The organism is Comamonas sp. A7-5, assembly GCF_039581385.1.
Lineage (GTDB): Bacteria > Pseudomonadota > Gammaproteobacteria > Burkholderiales > Burkholderiaceae_C > Comamonas > Comamonas thiooxydans.
Genome location: NZ_JBCPWO010000004.1, coordinates 269,996 through 287,482, shown reverse-complemented (window position 1 = coordinate 287,482; position 17,487 = coordinate 269,996). Strand labels below are relative to the sequence as shown.

Below are 17,487 nucleotides of genomic sequence, written 5' to 3'. Positions count from 1 at the left end.
TGCAATCGGCGCAGGCAATGCAACAGGGGCCAGCGTTCATGCGCTGTAAGCCGTGAGCGCATGCTTTTGGCTGCGTGCGCAATAGTCCTGATGAGTGGCGCGCAGCCTCTCAGTTCTTTCTACAATGGTTCGGTTAGTGCAATACTTGACGTCTGTAGTACAGCAATGTGCCGGCCGGCACAGCGGTCACCGCTCAGGCGCCTTGGCACTGGACGGCCCCCAAAAATTTCAACCACGAGGAAAACCATCATGGAACGCACTCTGCCCCCCCTGCCATACGCTATCGATGCACTGGCTCCGTTCGGTTACAGCCAGGAAACCCTGGAATTCCACCATGGCAAGCACCATAACGCCTATGTGGTAAACCTGAACAACCTGCAAAAGGGCACCGAATTCGAAAACATGGATCTGGAAGAAGTCGTCAAGAAGTCTTCCGGCGGCATCTACAACAACGCTGCCCAGATCTGGAACCACACTTTCTTCTGGAACTGCATGACCCCCAACGGCGGAGCAGAGCCTACAGGCGCTCTGGCTGATGCCATCAACAAGAAGTGGGGCTCCTACGCCGAGTTCAAGAAGGCTTTCGTGGCTTCCGCTGCCGGCAACTTCGGTTCCGGCTGGACCTGGCTGGTGAAGAAGGCCGACGGTTCCGTGGACATCGTCAACATGGGCGCTGCCGGTACCCCCCTGACCACCGCCGACAAGGCGCTGCTGACCGTGGACGTGTGGGAACACGCTTACTACATCGACTACCGCAACCTGCGTCCCAAGTTTGTCGAAACCTTCCTGGAAAAGCTGGTGAACTGGAAGTTCGCCGAAGCCAACTTCGCTGCCTGATCCCGGCAATACGGCATCAGGTCTGCGGCTGCACGGCTCGGACCTGATCGTTGGCAAAAACCTCCGCAAGGAGGTTTTTTTATGCCTGTCTGCTAAGAATGAGGAGTTTTAGGTCTCCAGTTTTGATGGGGAAAGTGCAGGCAGCTATGTTTTTGATGACCTATTGATGCATGGGAGAGACTGGCATGGAGGAGCGTGAAGGCCTGGGCAGTCAGGCGGTTTCCGGGCCAATGGAGGCAGGCGCTCGCATGCCCGTGTACTTTCTCTGCCATGGAGCAGGCCCCTGGCCCTGGGTGCCGGAGATGCACGACTGGCATGCGCTGATGGCCGAGGGCTTGCGCAATATTCCGCGCCAACTGGCGCGCAGGCCCCGGGCCGTGTTGCTGATCTCCGCCCATTGGGAGGAGCCGGTTTTCACCGTGCAGAGTGCCGCCCATCCTGGCATGCTGTATGACTATGGCGGCTTTCCGCCGCAAACCTATAACCTGCATTACCGCGCGCCCGGCTCGTCTGAGCTGGCAGGCAGGGTGCAGCAGTTGCTGGCGCAGGCTGGAGAGGACGTGCGGGCTGACGACCAGCGCGGCTACGACCATGGCATGTTTGTGCCCATGGCTGTGATCTATCCGCAGGCCGATGTGCCCGTGCTTCAGCTCAGCCTGCGCAGCAATCTGAACGCTGCAGAACACCTGGCCGTGGGCCGTGCGCTGGCCCCGTTGCGTGACGAGGGAGTTCTCATCATTGGCAGCGGCTCCAGCTATCACAATATGCGTAGCTTCGGCCCCGTGGGGCGGGCGCCTTCCAAGCTGTTTGACGATTGGTTGGCCGAGACGCTGATGCAGATGACACCTGCCACGCGCAGCCAGCGGCTGGCCGATTGGGATCGGGCCCCCGGCGCGCGTATGGCCCATCCACGGGAGGAGCATCTGCTGCCGTTGATGGTGGTGGTGGGGGCGGCTGAGCAGGACCTGGCCCGCCGTGTTTACTTTGAAGAGGCCTTCATGGACTCGGCCACGCTGTCCAGTTACTGCCTTCAGGCCGGGGCGTAGCTCAGAGCTCCGCTTATTCCTGCTCGTCCAGTGGTCCATTCAAAAATTCTTCTCTGTCATCGTCAATCGAGTCGGCGGACGCTTGAAGATAGGCTGAGAAGCTGGGGGCAATCCAGCAGATCTGGTCGGGGTCGTGCACATAGGCAATGATCTGGCCGCGCTGTCCTTCAGGACCGGGATGATGATCGACCATTAGCACGATGTCCCCATAGAAGCTGGCAAACGGCTGCCAGCCGGCGTGCCACCAGCGCCCGCTCAGGCGAGGGTCCTGGGATGCGGGGCCGGCCAGATCCCACATGCGCTGGGCTCGACTTTCCATGCGGAGTGCCAGGGCTATGGCCTGAGGTGGCGTGAGAAGGTCCAGTGCATCTACAAAGCTCGGCCGCTGAAACAGGGGCTGGGTGCTGTCGGCGCTGCTGCCTGCAGTCAGGCGCCAGAATGCGGCCAGATCGGTATCCAGAGGCCCCAGCGCGGCGGCCAAAGCGGCCAGATCCTGTTCGCTGGCTGGCGGCAAGGGGTGAAAGCGCAGCTGGAATGCGGCATACACAGCCTGCAAATGCGCAAGATATTGGTCAGGTGTCATGATGGCAGGCGTAGTGGTCCGAGGTAAGTGAATTGGGCAGCGAGGTCGGACCGACAGCGGGTGTTGGGAGTCTGTTTGGGGGCAAAGTGTGGCTCTTTGGATTTTCAGTGTAGTAAATCCGCGGTCTTTGCTTCATGCCAACACTTCTTGCGCCAGAGGCAGTCATTGTGTTGCGCTGACCAGTTGAATCCATAGACGATAGCGATCAGCATAGTGCCACTGGCGCACTTGCTTTTTTGCGTGGCGCGCATTTGAAGCACTTCTTGTGCGCTTGGCCTTCAGTCTGAGGCCGGAAACTATATGGTCGGCAGTTGCTCTTGGGTTTCGACCTTTGAATGCCAAAAAAATAGATGCCCGACTCGATGCTTTCAGATTCGAGAACTTGCAATCTCGTATGAGATGGGGAGTGAGAATGTAATCAGCTATGAAGTTACGAAGTGCAGATTCAAAGTAGCTAGGCTTGCAAACGCCAGATTAATTTGCTCGCTATAGATTATTAGTTGTCGTCTGTCATCATTTAATTTGTCAGAATAAAATTTCAGGCGTATCTATGCACCGCATAATTCTGCTGTCTTGAAATTTATTGATGTTGAAAATACCTTTTTCTTTGTTGTTGGGTGCGTAATTTCAATTTAATGGATTATCTTGAAAAGGATGAACTATCCCGTGACTGAGATTTTCTGAAATCTTCGGCCCATTTCTGGAAATCGCTGGAAGGCATAGGTTTGGCGATGTAGTAGCCTTGTGCAATATCACAGCCAAGATCCTTGAGCAGATCCCAGTGCTCTTTGGTCTCCACACCTTCGGCAACCGTCTTCCGTCCGAGATCATGTACGAGATCAATGGTGGAGCGCACAATCGTGGCAGAATCCCGATCGCGATGCATTGCAGAAACGAATGATTGGTCGATCTTGATGTAATCTACTGGTAGTTTTTGTAGATAGCTCAATGAGGAGTACCCCGTTCCAAAATCATCCACATAAAGAGGAATCCCAGCATCGCTCATCTCGCTCAGTGCTCGTAGAGCATATTCAGCATGCTCCATTACGGTGCTTTCCGTAATTTCGATTTCCAATAGTCCGGTTGACACAGAGCGCTCTGAATGCCATTGGCGATACTTGGCGAAAAGCTGTTCATCTCTGAAGTTTCGCGCGGAGAGATTGATTGCAATAGGAACAGCACAGCTTTTTGCCTGCCAGCTCTGCAGCAGATCAAGGGCTGCGACAATAACCCATTCCGTCAAAGGCTTGATCAAGCCTGTTTGCTCAGCCAGGTCGATAAACAATCCGGGAGGAATTAGTCCTTTAATCGGATGCATCCAGCGTACCAAGGCCTCTGCGCCACAGATTTGCCCGGAGGAAAAATCAACTTTTGGCTGTAAAAATAGTCGCAGCTGATTGCCTGCAATGGCTCGCCGAAGTTCTCCTGCCATGGTCAAGCGTCCCGCTTGATTTTTCTGATGTGACGGGTCGAATACGCACTGGCTCAGTCCGCGGGCCTTGGCTTGATGGGTGGCCTTTCCCATTTGACGCAATAGTTCATCGGCAGTTGTGCCGTGTTCGGGAAACAAAGCTATGCCAGCTCTTGCACTGACATCCAATTCAATATCTGCGATCGGGAAAGGGCGGGAGATGGTTTTTTCCAACTCTTCGGCCAAGGCTACGGCGGAACCTCTATCCAGAGTGGGCGCTAATACTGCGAATTCGTCTCCGCGTAAACGAGCAATATGTGCAGAATCGGGAATGCTTTGCCTTAGGCGCTCTCCGAAGTCTCTAAGAATCTGGTCCCCATTAGAGAAACCTAGCACCTCGTTTATTTCTCGAAGGCGTTCAATATTGAATTGCAAAGCCGCGATTGGCTCTGGATGTGAAGAGCTTCCCTCAATTTTCGCAGTCAGAACTTCCCTGAATTCAATCGAATTGGGTAGTCCAGTCAAGGGATCATGGCGCAGCATATGATTCATCTCTGCTTGTACACGTAGTTGTTCTGAGCGTGTACGCAGAATGGAAATACCAAAAGCTAGATCGTCCGCTGACTCGGTCAGCAATGCGATTTCATCTTCGCCGAACGCGTTTGGTTCGGTGTCATAAATGGATAGTGCACCAATGACTTCGCCCTCAACCAATAAAGGGCAAGATACACCTGACTTCAGTTCACCAAGCTTGTCGCTCCATCGAACATGGTTGGAATCTACACGCATGTCTCGGACAAATTGAACCTTGCCGCTGCGAATTGCGCTAGATGTCAGGCTTTGGCCTAGCTCCGTATCGGCTGCTATGAGTCCTAGACTGCGAAGTGCTTCTATACCGCCTGGATAATTGCACTCGGCCATCGGACGTAGTTGTTGATCTGGCTCGTCACCCGAATACCAGACTGCAGCCATGCCATAGCCTCCTGCAGCCACGATGGCTCGGCACATGTTTTCAAGCAGACTCTGTTCTTCGCTGGCTCGTAGCATGGTGCGATTACCGGCGCTCAAGGTTCGCAGTCCGCGGCCAATATGCTCTAACTCATGCACTCGTTGTTCAAGTTCCCCATTGAGCGTCTGGATACGTTCTTCATAGTGCTTGCGCTCAGTAATATCGGTGCCCAATACGTAATAGCCAGCAACCGTTCCATCGGCTTGGTGTTTGGGAACATACTGAATAGTCTGCCAAACTCCTGGAAAGGGCTGCCAATCATATGTTTGCGGCTCTCCTGAGAGGACCTTGCCGATCAAGTCATTGGCAACAACATAGCGTTCCTCTCCGAGGATTTGTCTTACCGACTCACCCGTGATGTCTTCGCGGTCAGGTGCAAAGCACTCCCGGTACTGAGTGTTGACGTACTCGTAGTGCTGTTGTGCATTAACGTAGGCAATCAGCGCCGGAACGGCGCTGATGACGTTGTGCAAATGGCTTTGAATCTCATGCCATTGCAAAGTGCGTTGGTGCACGTCAGCTTCAAGTGACGCGTTTTGCTCACGGATGATCCGTTGTGCCTTTCGCTCCAAAGTAACGTCCCTAAAGACTAGTACAGCACCTCGTAGTTGGCCTTTGGAGTCGCGGATGGGGGCGGCGCTATCAGAGATTGGACGTTCGGTGCCATCTCTGGCAATGATTGAGGTGTAGTCGGCAAGTACCTGCACTTCCCCGGTGGCGAACACCGTTGCTACAGGAATATGAGCAGGCTCGCGGGTCTGCTCATGAATGATATTGAATACTTCCTCGATAGAACGGCCTTGAGCCTCATTAATACTCCAGCCTGTGAGTTGTTCGGCCACTGAATTCATGCGAGTGATTCGCCCTTCAGTATCTGTTGCGAGTACTGCATCGCCGATCGAATGCAAGGTAGTCACAAGGCTTTCTTCATTGTCAGCCAGAGCACGCTGACTGGCTTCTGTTTCGCGCAATTGACGTCTTATCAGAAGATAGGAGGAACCCAGCAGCAAGATAAGTGCCACAGCGACCAATGCTCCAGCCATCACCAGCTTATGACGCGCTTGCTTGTGCTCGGCCTCTTCCAGAGCGAGTCGCAGGCGCGCCTCGGTATCCATCTCGCTCAGCAATTCATAGGTGCGCAAACGCGTGGATGCAAGCGTAGTTGCGGCAGCAAATGCATTTGCTGCCTTCTGACCTTGGGTATTGCGCAATTTTTCAATTTGGCGTGCAGCTGCCATGCGCTGGTCAATGACTTTACGCAGCTCTGTCCAGCGACGTTGTTGATCTGGATTATCGATCGTTAGTTGCCGTATTTTTTCCAGCGAAAGCTCTCGCTCAGCCATCGCTGCATTTCGCTCGGCAATATGCTCGGCATTACCTGTCAGGCGGAAATTTTGAGTGGTTAGTTCAGATTGGAGAGAATAGCCTCTGACGCGATCTATATTGTTGAGCAATTGGTGTGCATGTGTCACCATTTGGGCAGCTTTGGCTGCATCATTTGCAACTTCCCACGTCGATAGTGCCATCGCGATCACTACCAGCGCAGCCGTTCCAAATGCTGTGACAACCTTGGACTCGAAACTAGACCTCCGCACCATAGAACGCGCTCCTACGCTAGATGCAGGCCGCACAAGCCATTTTCACTTGCCGCGGGCCTAGGCTGACATCACCATCCATGCAAGGGATCCAGACACTCCGGATAGGAGGAGTGTGCAGGGTCCATCAACATGCAAACTGAGGGATACAAGCTCAAATATACAAACAATATGCGATTTGTTTCATTTGTTGTCATTGGTTCACATTGCAGAGGAGTCGAAATTCGCGAAATTCTGTGTGTTGCTTGGCCTTGAAGCGTCCGTTTGCTAGTTTGGCAGAGCAATGTGATATTCAGTGGCCAGCAGATAAATAGCGTTCTTTTTCAGCGTTGTTGATACGATCAAGACGCATTACAAAGAGGCTGAATTCAAGTAGCTGAGAATTTTTACGGTCGATCTCTCAACAAGAGATCGCTTTTTTCTTTTGAATTCTTGAGCCATATCAATTTGGAGAACCTTATAAGAACACCCAGCCTTGAATAAGGATTGAGCAGTTTTCAGGAGTGGTGTTCGACTAGGGTTCGGCACACGAAAGCGAGCGAGGTGGCGAGGCCTCCGTTGCATCCGGCTTCCTCCGGAGCCGTCTGATCTTCGCGGGTTGGCCAAATAGCTTGAAGTTTCTGGACTCGGGCCGGAAGCCCGGCTGGGGCATGTGGGCAAGCCCCGCAGCCCGCTGAATGTGGCCTTGCTCACGGCGTGGCTGACCCTATCAGCGGCATATCTGTGAATGACAGGCGACGCTTACATCGAGCAGCTTGCTTGGACACAGATGGATCGATACGGCAGGGCACATCCGCTGGGAGACCGAAGACCATGGTGTGTCGTTCGAGTAGGGGCAGTACGAACTGACGGCTCAAAAGCCCAAGGAAATCAAAGGCAAGGCCATCATCGGCATCAATGACCGGATTCTGCAGTCCTGGCGTGCTTCAAGGACTTTGAGAAAACCGGCCTGCCGACGGCCATCAAAAAGCACTATTGACCGGAAGCCAGCGAGCGCGCGTCGCGCGCCTTGCGCCCGAGATAAGGCAACAGGCTGAGCAAACCGAGCAGCGCCAGCCCGGCGCCTACCCACAACGGCGAGCGCACGCCGTAGCCGGCCGCAATGCCCAAGCCGCCGATCCATGCGCCGAGGCCAAGCCCGATGTTGATGACCGAGGTATGTACGGTGTTGACCAGCGCGCCCGGATGCGCGGTCTTCATCACACGGGCGATCATCGCGGGATTCATGGGAACGCCCACCAAGCCGATAACGATCAGCGCGGCAAGGCTGAGAACCTGGTTTTGCGCAAACACGGCGAACAGCGCCAAGGTGGCACCCAACACGATCAGGCCCCACGCCATGATGGGCATGGTGTGATTATCGGCATAACGCCCCACGACCATATTGCCCACCACGTTCGCCGCCCCGTAGATCCCCAGCAGCCAAGGAATTGAGGACGCGGCGAAGCCGGTCACTTCGGTCAGTATCGGTGCGAAGTAGCTGAAAGCGGCGAACGTCGCGCCGATGATCAAGCCGCTGGTGGCGTAAGCCGCCCACAGGTGCCGATTTTTGAACTCCGCCAACTCCGCGCCGAGGCTGACCGTTGCGGAGGTCTTGGCACGCGGCACCAGGAATGTGATGACCACCGTGCACAACATGGCCAACGCCACCACCAGCCAGAAACTGGCGCGCCAACCCCAGTGCTGGTCGATGATCGTGGCAATGGGCACGCCCAGCACGGTTGCCAGCATCAGTCCGCCAACCACGATGGATGCCGCGCGACCCCGAGACTCGACGGCGACAATTTCGGCGCAAATCGCCAGCGAAACGCCAAAGCAGGCAGAACCGGCCACGCCGGTGACCACCCGAGCAATCGCCATGATGTCGTAGCTCGTCGCGGAAGCGGCCACTGATTGGGCGATCGCGTAGAAGCCCAACAGCCAGAGCAACGCCTTCTTGTTGGGTACGCGCAGCTTGAGCAGGCCGACGGTAAGCAACGGCCCGCCGACGACCATGCCAATGGCATACAGCGAAATGAGGTAACCGATCTGCGTCACCGATACGCCGAAGGCTTGCGTGAGCGACGGCATCATGCCCGCCACCATGAACTCGGATGTTGTCAACGAAAAGATCGTCAGCCCCAGGATGTAGACCACTAACGGCATGGGAAACTCCTTCAATAGTTTATCGTTTAGTACAGAATTGATCCAAAAGAACCGGCCGACGGGCCGGGATCAGTTATTGGGGATCAAAGCTATCGTTTATTCCAAAAACGAGATCCGGCATGCGTCGGGTCAAGCGACGACCATTTCGATGCCAGATATGCGCCCATTTGGTGAGAATGCGACCGCCTTGATCTCCACCAGCCCGCCATCGGGGTTCAAGGTGGCAACTCCCAGTTCCACTGCAATCGGATAGGGCGCGGCGAAGAATTCATCACGAATCCGCGCGATGGCGGCCAACTGGCCGGCCTTGTCGAGGTTCAGCCTGTCACTGCCAAATACATGGAACATCTGCAACTCGATCACATCGTTCATCTGCGCGTCACTGGCCACAAGCAGGCACTCGATCTGCCGGAACACGTCCCGCAGTTCATCGCAGAATTCCGTATCGCTCATTGGCTCGGTCGATCTGTTGCAAGCCACAATGCCGGAAAGGTACACAAAATCTCCTACGCGGCGCGCCGGTGCGTAGTGGAACTGTGCGACATCCGCCTCCAGAGAGGCCGGAATCGCGACCGCACCAGTCCGGTTAGGGATTTTGCGAATATCAGTATTTGCGGGCTGACTCATGGGACTTCTTCCGCATATCAATAGTGTAATGATCGGTACACAATTTGAGAAATAAAAAGGCCGATCAGCCCATGCGTATCTGATCCAAAGCGTGCTTTGCCGATCACAGACCTACCACAGTGCCTTCCAGAACATCTTGAAGGAACGCGCGATCCGGCATGGATTGCCCCAGGATGCGCAGCCCGTAGTAACTCGCTAAGAAAGCGCGCGTAACTTCCAGGGCAGGCCGGTCACTGGACAACTCGCCATTGCGTTGACCAACAGCAATGACGTGGCAGAGCCCCGCTTCTAGCTTGGCGACGTAGGCGCGGTTGATCTGCTCGATCACCGGGTCTTTGCTACTGCGCTCCATGACAGAAAACAGCGCCATGCAACTGCGTCGCTTTACAGGGTCAAGATCGCCATCCACGCCCCATTGCAGCAACGCCCGCAACCGTTCCTTGGCAGTGCCAGGGCCGTCCAGAATGTCCATCTGTGCCCGAAGTCCCAATTCCTGATAGCGGCGCAGGGCTTGCTCATAGAGCTTCTGTTTGCTGCCAAAGGCATGGTAGAGACTGCCACGCCCCAAGCCTGTTCGCTCGCACAGTTCCTGCGTCGAGCTGGCTTCGTAGCCGTTCGTCCAGAAAACATCCATCGCAGCGTCGATGACGGCGGTGTCGTCGTATTCCTTGGGCCTTCCGCTCATGGTCGATGTTCTCCAACACAAATCCTGTGGGAGATTGAACCAATATTTTACAGATCAGTCAATAATTGCCTTTGTGTCGTCCATCTGCGTGGCCCGGTCAGCCGGCTACCCAACAGATGGGCCCCGCTGCCGCCCAATGTCCCATGACACGCCACTGCCACGCACCGTCGCGGCGATCTGCTGCCCCAGCCGCTGCTCGATCACCGGCCGCCACGGCACCAGACTGAACCTCATGCTGTCATCGAGCATCGCGTACTGCCCGCTGGCGAGCCTGACGGAGCGCCGGTAGATGCCGGCCACGCGCTGCCCGTCGGCCACCAGGCGATGCTCCAGGCCGGTTTCGGCGGCAATGTCCTTGGCGACCTGCGCCAGCTCCCGATTGCGCAGCGTGCCCAGCAGGTTGCGTGCAAGGATGACGCGCTGCCCACGCCGCTGCGCCAGCCCCTGTTCTTCGAGGAAGTAGGCGCGCTGCTGCATGGCCTGCTTCGCATTGCCGCCAAAGCCCAGGTCGCCCAGCCCACGGCCGCCGCCGATCAGTTGATGGTCAAGCCAGGTCGCGCCGATCACGCGGGCCTGCCGCTCGATGGGAAGATGGGACTTCATTTCCACGGCTACGCCACCCAGGCGCTGCGCGTCGTACTGGCGGCCACGCTCGGCTAGGTCGTCCGGCATCTTCCATAGCCCTTCGACTACGCGCTCCACGATGGCGACCCTGCGCAGTTCCTGGCCAACGTCAATGGCGTGCCCTTCAAGCTGCGCCTGGAGCGCACCAGCCGCGACCGCAGATTCTTGCCGCAGGAGCGCTGGTCTGTATCCGGGCGCGGCTTGGCCGCAGTGCTGGCCGAGCCTTGGGCCAAGTCGATGCCCTTTGGCAGCCCAACGCAGACGCTGACAGCCCAGCAACTGGCTGCCGATGTGCTCAAGGTCAACGGCGTCTCCACTGGCTGGGGTATCGACTGGCAGATGGAGGATTGGCAAGTGCCTGCCGGAGCCTGGGCGCTGCAGGGCAGCTATATCGACGCCATCAACGATATCGCGGCGGCGGCTGGCGGCTATGTGCAGCCCCACAACACCGACCAGGTGCTGCGCATCCTGCCCAAGTACCCCACGGCACCCTGGCATTGGGGCGATGTGGTGCCGGATTTTGAGATTCCATCAGCCGTGGCCGAAGTAGAGGGCACGGAGTTCCTGGACAAGCCGGAATACAGCCGGGTGTTTGTAGGCGGTATGAGCGCGGGCGTGTTTGGTCCCATCACACGGGCCGGGACTGCTGGCGATCTGATTGCGCCCCAGGTCATGCATGCCTTAATCACGGACTCCACGGTGCACAGGCAGCGCGGCCTGGCAGAGCTTGCCGACACGGGCCGCCAGGCGCGGGTGTCGCTATCGATGCAGGTACTGCCCGAGACCGGCGTGATCCTTCCGGGGCAGTTTGTTCGCTACGTAGGCCCGGAGACCATGATGGGCATTGTTCGGTCGACATCGATCAGTTGGGCAGCCCCCAGGCTTCGCCAGACGCTGGAGGTCGAGACCCATGCCTAACCTCTACAAGCAGTTCATGGATCTGCAGTCGCCCAAGCCCCTTGAGGTGGGCACGGTGGCCTTTGTGATCAACGGTGTGGCCACTGTCAATTTGCCAGGCGGTGGCCGCCTGCAGGCGCGAGGTCCGGCTCAAGCTGGCCAGCGTGTGTTTGTGCGTGACGGAGCGATTGAGGGCGAAGCTCCGAACCTCACCTATGCAGATGGGGAGGTGTAGTTACCAGACCTTGAGATGCAATTGGAGCGACAAATAAAAAGTGGCCGCTAGGGCCACTTTTAGATTTCGAACTTGGAACGGTCTTGATCTTTGATCCAGGCTGGAGGCTTTCCTCGGCCAGTCCATGTTTGACCTGTGGCAGGGTCACGGTATTTCGGGGCCACGGAGGCAGTCTCGCGCTTTTGCTTTGCAGGAGGGAAGACATCGTCCTGAGTCAGACCAAAAGCATCGATCAAGCTTCTGATTTCTTGCACCGCGCCTGCGACTTCGGCCTTGCGGGCGGCGGCAATCTGCTGCTCAAGAGCTTCGCGTTGTGCCAATAATTCTTTATAGGAATTTGTACTCATTTAAAAGAGATCCTCTGTAAATATTTGTGCAAGCACTAAATTGGTGCACTCATACATGAGATACATCGCTTATGCAGTTAGTTCACTTTCAATTGAAAGTGACCGCATGCATTGTGTCCCAATTTGATGCGTATCAATTCAGAAAAACATAGAGCCGATGAAAAAAGTTGGGAAAGCCGCACAGTCAAGCTGGCGCTAAAGCTTGTTAGCTTGCATGAACGAGGTCTTTCCAAAAGGAAGAAGTCTAAGGATGTTTGTCCGAAAGAGGTTGTTGGTGCGCTTGAAGGGCGCAACTTGAGGATGCCAGCAGGCTGAACTATAGCCTCTGATGTACATACTTCACCATCCACTCAAATCCAGATAAAGTCAATGCATGACTCTGGAATTCAAACGTCTTACCGAAGTCGGTTTGGCAGAAATCATTGCGCTCAACAACAATCCCGAAGTGCTACGCCAAATGCCTCTGGGCAGGGCCGATTTCGATGAAGTTAAAGCTAAGGATTGGGTTGAAAACAAAGACGCCCAATGGGCGAAATATGGGTACGGTCCTTGGGCATTTATTGTAGATCAGGAGTTTGCCGGCTGGGGAGGGCTGCAGCATGAAGCAGGTGACGCAGACTTGGCCTTAGTGCTGCATCCAAAATATTGGGGAAGTGGAAAAACCATCTATCAGGAAATTATCAATCGCGCTTTCACAAGCATCGGCTTGACTTCCATAACCATTCTGCTTCCACCTTCAAGAAAAAGGATTAGAGGTATTTTCAGGCTGGGATTTAAGGAAGATGGCGAATTTTATGTTGATGGCGTTCAATTTATACGCTTTCGCCTCTACGCCACCGGAAATTCCGAAAGCTAGGAAAGTTGGTAATGATTTTGGGTGAGCCATCGTTTGTCGATTGCAGCCCTTGTGACGGGCTGCTGACGGCCAGGAGCGGACAACGGCGACAATTAAAACAGTCACTCAATGTTTTAATTCAACGATGATGTTGAATCAAGAATTGAGCCACAAGGCTAAATTTTGACATCGAATCCAATACGCAAGAAGACTTTTCCGAGAGATGACTGTTGATACCCTGCACTGCCACCTAAGGTGCCTGACCCGGACAATTGCACCAGAACAAGACCAGCCAAACTTAATTCATGCGTAATTTCCTCCAAAGTTTCAACTTGGACCCCCTCTTGGGTATAGAACCAACGCAGATTAGGTAGCAGCGCCAGGTTGAACTTTTCGAGAGCGCTGGCTAGACGCGTGAATGTGGTGTAGTCAATTTCTTCCCTGATGTAAGCTGCGAAAAATCGCGCTAGTAGGGTAGGCTTTGCTGTGTCATCTAAGCGCTCTAAAGCTAATAATAGCTTCTCTCCAAGATCCTTTTGCTCTTCCGAGGCATCCGGATACTTTTCAAGTAACCTTTGCCGTTCTATTAGCGGTACATCCTTTAAGCCGCCCAAGAAGCGGAAAAGTTTTCGGATTAAGAGTTCCTCAGAAATTGACTGCCCAGCACGAACCAAGTTGACAAGGGTTCCGACGAAAGGAATATCACGAATAACGCCAGCGGAAAGATGGTGATCAAGCGCGACTTCGGCAACGCCAAACACTGCATTTCCCAAATCATTTTTCGCAACTGTGCGAACTAAGTCCCTGCCAGGTGATGAAATTTGTGCTGTCATGAAAAGCTTCTATACAAGGTCAACGACGAAGGTCGGTATCTGAAGGGATGAGTAGCTAGCATGAGCGTTACAAACGCTCTGCTTGCGCACCGAGCGTGCCTCGGTGCAATGGTGCGCTAAATGACGGCTTTGCAGCCTTCATCTGATTGACTGCCAAGAGGCGAGAAGTGAACACCTAATATTAATCCGGGCTCCTGAGAAGATATGCTGAACCAATTCGGTTCAAACGATTGGCTGGCCTCGAACTTGTTCTCGAATGATTTCCCAGTTGTTCTTAAATGGCTCGAGTTGCTTACGCGTGACATTTACAACGCCCGCTTTATTTCCGTATTCAACCCCATGCTTCTCCTTGTACTTCCTTTCGTACTCCGCATCAATAGGCGCCAAAATCTCATACAAGCTCTTTTGTGCTAGGACATAGAACATTGGTGCTTCATTGTTATCCTCTGGCAGATGCACAAATACCCAGGGCTTTTGCGAGGGCGCTGGAACATGACCGCCAACAACCCATCTTGGCTGCTTCGTTGTCTTTACCTCAATCACTACAGATCGATCTGAATTTTCGGAAAATGCCACAACATCGGCGCTCTTTGCGTTGCCATACGTCAATGACGCGCCTATATGCAGCCGCTGCAACTGCGCAGCAACGAAGTACTCGCCAGACATGGCGAGGTGGTATTTCTCTTTCTGAGTCGTCATGGCACCTAATGGATCGAAGACCTCTCTGAGGCTTGTGTTCTAAGTCAGGTCTGTAAATGTGTTTGTAGCAGAACAAAGCCTATACAGAGGGCCGGCCTGTGGAAAAAGGGACTAAAGGGCTGCTTTGAGGCATTGAGACTGCAGACTGCTTTGGGTCGCTTCCTGCCGCTCCTGTAGGCTGAAAAGTCCACTGGCCTATACATTTATCGCCAGAAGTCGCTCGATCTTTTGGTGTAAAAACAACACATTCGTGGTGCTGTCTCTTGCCAAATTGTCAGCCTTGGTGCCAAAGGCTGTGCTACTTTGTGCCAAAGATCGCGCAAATTTGTGCCAAAGGCCGCGCAACGCAACTAACTCAACGCAACTTTCAACGCAACTTGCACGGCTGTGATGGCCGCTAAATGAATGCGGCAGTGCGACTTTTTTACATGGAAGAAAACCGGGGAAAAAAGCCTGTTTCCCAATGAAAACGCCTTTTGAAAGTTGAGCTAAATCCTTGAGTCTTGTACAAGACTTAAAAAAATCGGCCCGGTTGCGCGTAGAATTTTGTATTGTGGGAACGCATTGCATCAAGAAAGTGTCGTCCCGCTGTGTCAGGCCCCATTGCGCAAGCCCGGGATGCAGGCCCAAGGCACCTTTCCCCCTTTTTTCACAACCTGAGACAAGAGATGAGTACGCAGCAACCCACCATCATCTACACCTTGACTGACGAGGCTCCCCGCCTGGCCACCAGCGCATTCCTGCCCGTGATCCGTGCTTTCGCAGCACCGGCCGGCATCAATGTGGAGACCAGCGATATCTCGCTGGCAGGCCGTATCTTGGGCGAGTTCCCCGACTTTTTGACCGAAGCCCAACGCGCTCCGAACAACCTGGCTGAACTGGGCAAGCTGACGCTGACGCCTGAAGCCAACATCATCAAGCTGCCCAATATCTCCGCATCCGTGGGCCAGCTGCAAGAAGCGATCAAGGAATTGCAGGGCAAGGGCTACGCCATCCCCGACTATCCTGAAACCGCCACGACCGATGCCGAAAAGGACATCAAGGCACGCTACAACAAGTGCATCGGCTCTGCCGTGAACCCCGTGCTGCGCGAAGGCAACTCGGATCGCCGCGCGCCTGCAGCGGTCAAGAACTACGCCAAGAAGCACCCCCATTCCATGGGTGAGTGGAAGCAGTGGTCGCAAACCCATGTGTCGCACATGGAAGAGGGCGACTTTTACCACGGCGAAAAGTCCATGACGCTGGACAAGGCCCGCGAAGTGAAGATGGTGCTGGAGACCAAGTCAGGCAACAGCATCGTTCTGAAGGACAAGGTCAAGCTGCAGGCAGCAGAAGTGATCGATTCCATGTTCATGAGCAAGAAGGCCTTGTGCGCCTTCTATGAAAAGGAAATCGAAGACTGCCGCGAGTCGGGCATCCTGTTCTCGCTGCACGTGAAGGCCACCATGATGAAGGTATCCCACCCCATCGTGTTTGGTCACTGCGTGAAGATTTTCTACAAGGAAGCCTTCGAAAAGCATGGCAAGCTGTTCGATCAGCTGGGCGTGAACGTGAACAACGGCATGGCCAATCTGTACGAGAAGATCGAGACCCTGCCTGCTTCGCAGCGCGAAGAAATCATCCGTGACCTGCACAAGTGCCAGGAGCACCGTCCGCGTCTGGCCATGGTCGATTCCGCCAAGGGCATCACCAACTTCCATTCGCCCAACGACGTGATCGTGGATGCTTCCATGCCCGCCATGATCCGCGTGGGCGGCAAGATGTGGGCCGCTGACGGCAAGCCTTACGACTGCAAGGCCGTGATGCCTGAGTCCACCTTTGCCCGTATCTACCAGGAAGTGATCAACTTCTGCAAGTGGCACGGCAACTTCGACCCCAAGACCATGGGCACCGTGCCCAACGTGGGTCTGATGGCGCAAAAGGCCGAAGAGTACGGCTCGCACGACAAGACGTTTGAGATCGCCGAAGACGGCGTGGCCAACATCGTGGACATCGCCACCGGCGAAGTGCTGCTGAGCCAGAACGTGGAAGCTGGCGACATCTGGCGCATGTGCCAGGTCAAGGATGCTCCTATCCGTGACTGGGTGAAGCTGGCGGTGACCCGTGCCCGCAACTCCGGCATGCCTGCCGTGTTCTGGCTGGACCCCTATCGTCCCCACGAAGCCGAGCTGATCAAGAAGGTGCAGACCTACTTGAAGGAATATGACACCAACGGCCTGGAAATCCACATCCTCTCGCAAGTGCGCGCCATGCGCTACACGCTGGAGCGCGTGGCCCGCGGTCTGGACACCATCTCGGTGACCGGCAACATTCTGCGTGACTATCTGACCGACCTGTTCCCGATTCTGGAACTGGGCACCTCGGCCAAGATGCTGTCCATCGTGCCTCTGATGGCCGGTGGCGGCATGTACGAAACCGGTGCTGGCGGCTCCGCTCCCAAGCATGTGCAGCAACTGGTGGAAGAAAACCACCTGCGCTGGGACTCGCTGGGTGAATTCCTGGCTCTGGCCGTCTCGTTTGAAGACCTGGGCATCAAGGAAAACAATGCCCGCGCCAAGCTGCTGGCCAAGACTCTGGACGAAGCCACCGGCAAGCTGCTGGACGAAGACAAGTCGCCTTCGCGCCGCACCGGCGAGCTGGACAACCGTGGTTCGCAGTTCTACATCGCTCTGTACTGGGCCCAGGCGCTGGCTGCTCAGACCGAAGATGCAGCACTGGCGGCCAAGTTCGCACCTCTGGCCAAGAGCCTAACCGAGAACGAAGCCAAGATCGTGGCTGAGATGAAGGAAGTGCAAGGCAAGGCTGCCGATATCGGCGGCTACTACATGCCCGACGTGGCCAAGCTGGACGCCGTGATGCGCCCCAGCGCCACCTTCAACGCCGCCATCGCGTCGGTGTAAGCCAGCTTGCCTCGCAGAGCGGGTTGCCCCGCCTGCGTGCAGGCAATGCCCCATAAAAAGCCGGTGGACCTGAAAAGGTCTCCGGCTTTTTTGTGTCCGGTCTCAGTAGTTGCTATATAAATAGAAGCTGCATGTGTATGATGAATAAGCGCTGTAGCTTGATTTCATTCGAATTTATG

Annotated in this window: 15 protein-coding genes and 1 pseudogene; 6 read left to right on the top strand and 10 right to left on the bottom strand. The window is 55.1% G+C overall.

Annotated elements, in window-relative coordinates; translation table 11 throughout:
• The first annotated feature begins 249 nt into the window (after positions 1–249).
• Positions 250–837 (top strand): Fe-Mn family superoxide dismutase, encoded by a 588-nt coding sequence (locus tag AAIL67_RS09360; RefSeq protein ID WP_003054032.1) that lies wholly within the window; start codon positions 250–252, stop codon positions 835–837.
• 185 nt (positions 838–1,022) lie between these two features.
• A complete protein-coding gene (locus AAIL67_RS09355; protein ID WP_343483941.1) occupies positions 1,023–1,883 on the top strand; it encodes a class III extradiol ring-cleavage dioxygenase in 861 nt (286 codons plus the stop codon).
• Positions 1,884–1,896: 13 nt separating this feature from the next.
• On the opposite strand, the gene AAIL67_RS09350 is transcribed toward AAIL67_RS09355, so the two are convergent.
• The 6 genes and pseudogenes from AAIL67_RS09350 to AAIL67_RS09325 form a co-directional block, all read right to left on the bottom strand.
• Positions 1,897–2,466, bottom strand: a complete 570-nt coding sequence (locus tag AAIL67_RS09350; protein WP_046460188.1) for an SMI1/KNR4 family protein — start codon at positions 2,464–2,466, stop codon at positions 1,897–1,899.
• 640 nt (positions 2,467–3,106) lie between these two features.
• Positions 3,107–6,484 (bottom strand): EAL domain-containing protein, encoded by a 3,378-nt coding sequence (locus AAIL67_RS09345; protein WP_343483850.1) that lies wholly within the window; start codon positions 6,482–6,484, stop codon positions 3,107–3,109.
• Between the two features lie 969 nt (positions 6,485–7,453).
• Positions 7,454–8,626 carry an MFS transporter gene (locus AAIL67_RS09340; RefSeq protein WP_057092547.1) on the bottom strand — a complete coding sequence of 391 codons (1,173 nt, stop codon included), beginning with the start codon at positions 8,624–8,626 and terminating at the stop codon, positions 7,454–7,456.
• A 129-nt stretch (positions 8,627–8,755) separates the two neighbouring features.
• Complete coding sequence (locus tag AAIL67_RS09335; RefSeq protein ID WP_343483849.1) at positions 8,756–9,253, bottom strand: Rid family hydrolase; 498 nt, start codon at positions 9,251–9,253, stop codon at positions 8,756–8,758.
• Between the two features lie 103 nt (positions 9,254–9,356).
• Positions 9,357–9,938, bottom strand: coding sequence for a TetR/AcrR family transcriptional regulator (locus AAIL67_RS09330; RefSeq protein ID WP_280009455.1), 582 nt, complete (start codon positions 9,936–9,938; stop codon positions 9,357–9,359).
• Between the two features lie 105 nt (positions 9,939–10,043).
• Positions 10,044–10,658 (bottom strand): annotated as a pseudogene (locus AAIL67_RS09325) (DUF3363 domain-containing protein); the annotation flags it as partial.
• A 21-nt stretch (positions 10,659–10,679) separates the two neighbouring features.
• Between AAIL67_RS09325 and AAIL67_RS09320 the strand changes: the two are divergent.
• On the top strand, positions 10,680–11,480 hold the full coding sequence (locus AAIL67_RS09320; protein ID WP_343483943.1) for a hypothetical protein: 801 nt from the start codon (positions 10,680–10,682) through the stop codon (positions 11,478–11,480).
• Complete coding sequence (locus AAIL67_RS09315) at positions 11,473–11,694, top strand: hypothetical protein (protein WP_179626336.1); 222 nt, start codon at positions 11,473–11,475, stop codon at positions 11,692–11,694. Before AAIL67_RS09320 ends, AAIL67_RS09315 begins: the two co-directional genes overlap by 8 nt.
• 59 nt (positions 11,695–11,753) lie before the next feature.
• Here AAIL67_RS09315 and AAIL67_RS09310 read toward each other — a convergent pair whose 3' ends face one another.
• On the bottom strand, positions 11,754–12,041 hold the full coding sequence (locus AAIL67_RS09310) for an H-NS histone family protein (protein ID WP_179626335.1): 288 nt from the start codon (positions 12,039–12,041) through the stop codon (positions 11,754–11,756).
• A 373-nt stretch (positions 12,042–12,414) separates the two neighbouring features.
• Between AAIL67_RS09310 and AAIL67_RS09305 the strand changes: the two genes are divergently transcribed.
• Positions 12,415–12,897, top strand: a complete 483-nt coding sequence (locus tag AAIL67_RS09305) for a GNAT family N-acetyltransferase (RefSeq protein WP_343483847.1) — start codon at positions 12,415–12,417, stop codon at positions 12,895–12,897.
• A gap of 155 nt (positions 12,898–13,052) precedes the next feature.
• Here AAIL67_RS09305 and AAIL67_RS09300 read toward each other — a convergent pair whose 3' ends face one another.
• The 3 genes from AAIL67_RS09300 to AAIL67_RS09290 all read right to left on the bottom strand — a co-directional run bounded on the left by AAIL67_RS09300 (position 13,053) and on the right by AAIL67_RS09290 (position 15,038).
• Positions 13,053–13,709, bottom strand: a complete 657-nt coding sequence (locus tag AAIL67_RS09300) for a hypothetical protein (RefSeq protein WP_343483846.1) — start codon at positions 13,707–13,709, stop codon at positions 13,053–13,055.
• Between the two features lie 222 nt (positions 13,710–13,931).
• Positions 13,932–14,408, bottom strand: a complete 477-nt coding sequence (locus AAIL67_RS09295) for a hypothetical protein (protein WP_343483845.1) — start codon at positions 14,406–14,408, stop codon at positions 13,932–13,934.
• Between the two features lie 195 nt (positions 14,409–14,603).
• Positions 14,604–15,038, bottom strand: coding sequence for a hypothetical protein (locus AAIL67_RS09290; RefSeq protein ID WP_343483844.1), 435 nt, complete (start codon positions 15,036–15,038; stop codon positions 14,604–14,606).
• A 38-nt stretch (positions 15,039–15,076) separates the two neighbouring features.
• Here AAIL67_RS09290 and AAIL67_RS09285 point away from each other — a divergent pair, with 38 nt between their 5' ends.
• Positions 15,077–17,308 (top strand): NADP-dependent isocitrate dehydrogenase, encoded by a 2,232-nt coding sequence (locus AAIL67_RS09285; RefSeq protein WP_003067431.1) that lies wholly within the window; start codon positions 15,077–15,079, stop codon positions 17,306–17,308.
• The last annotated feature ends 179 nt before the right edge of the window (positions 17,309–17,487 follow it).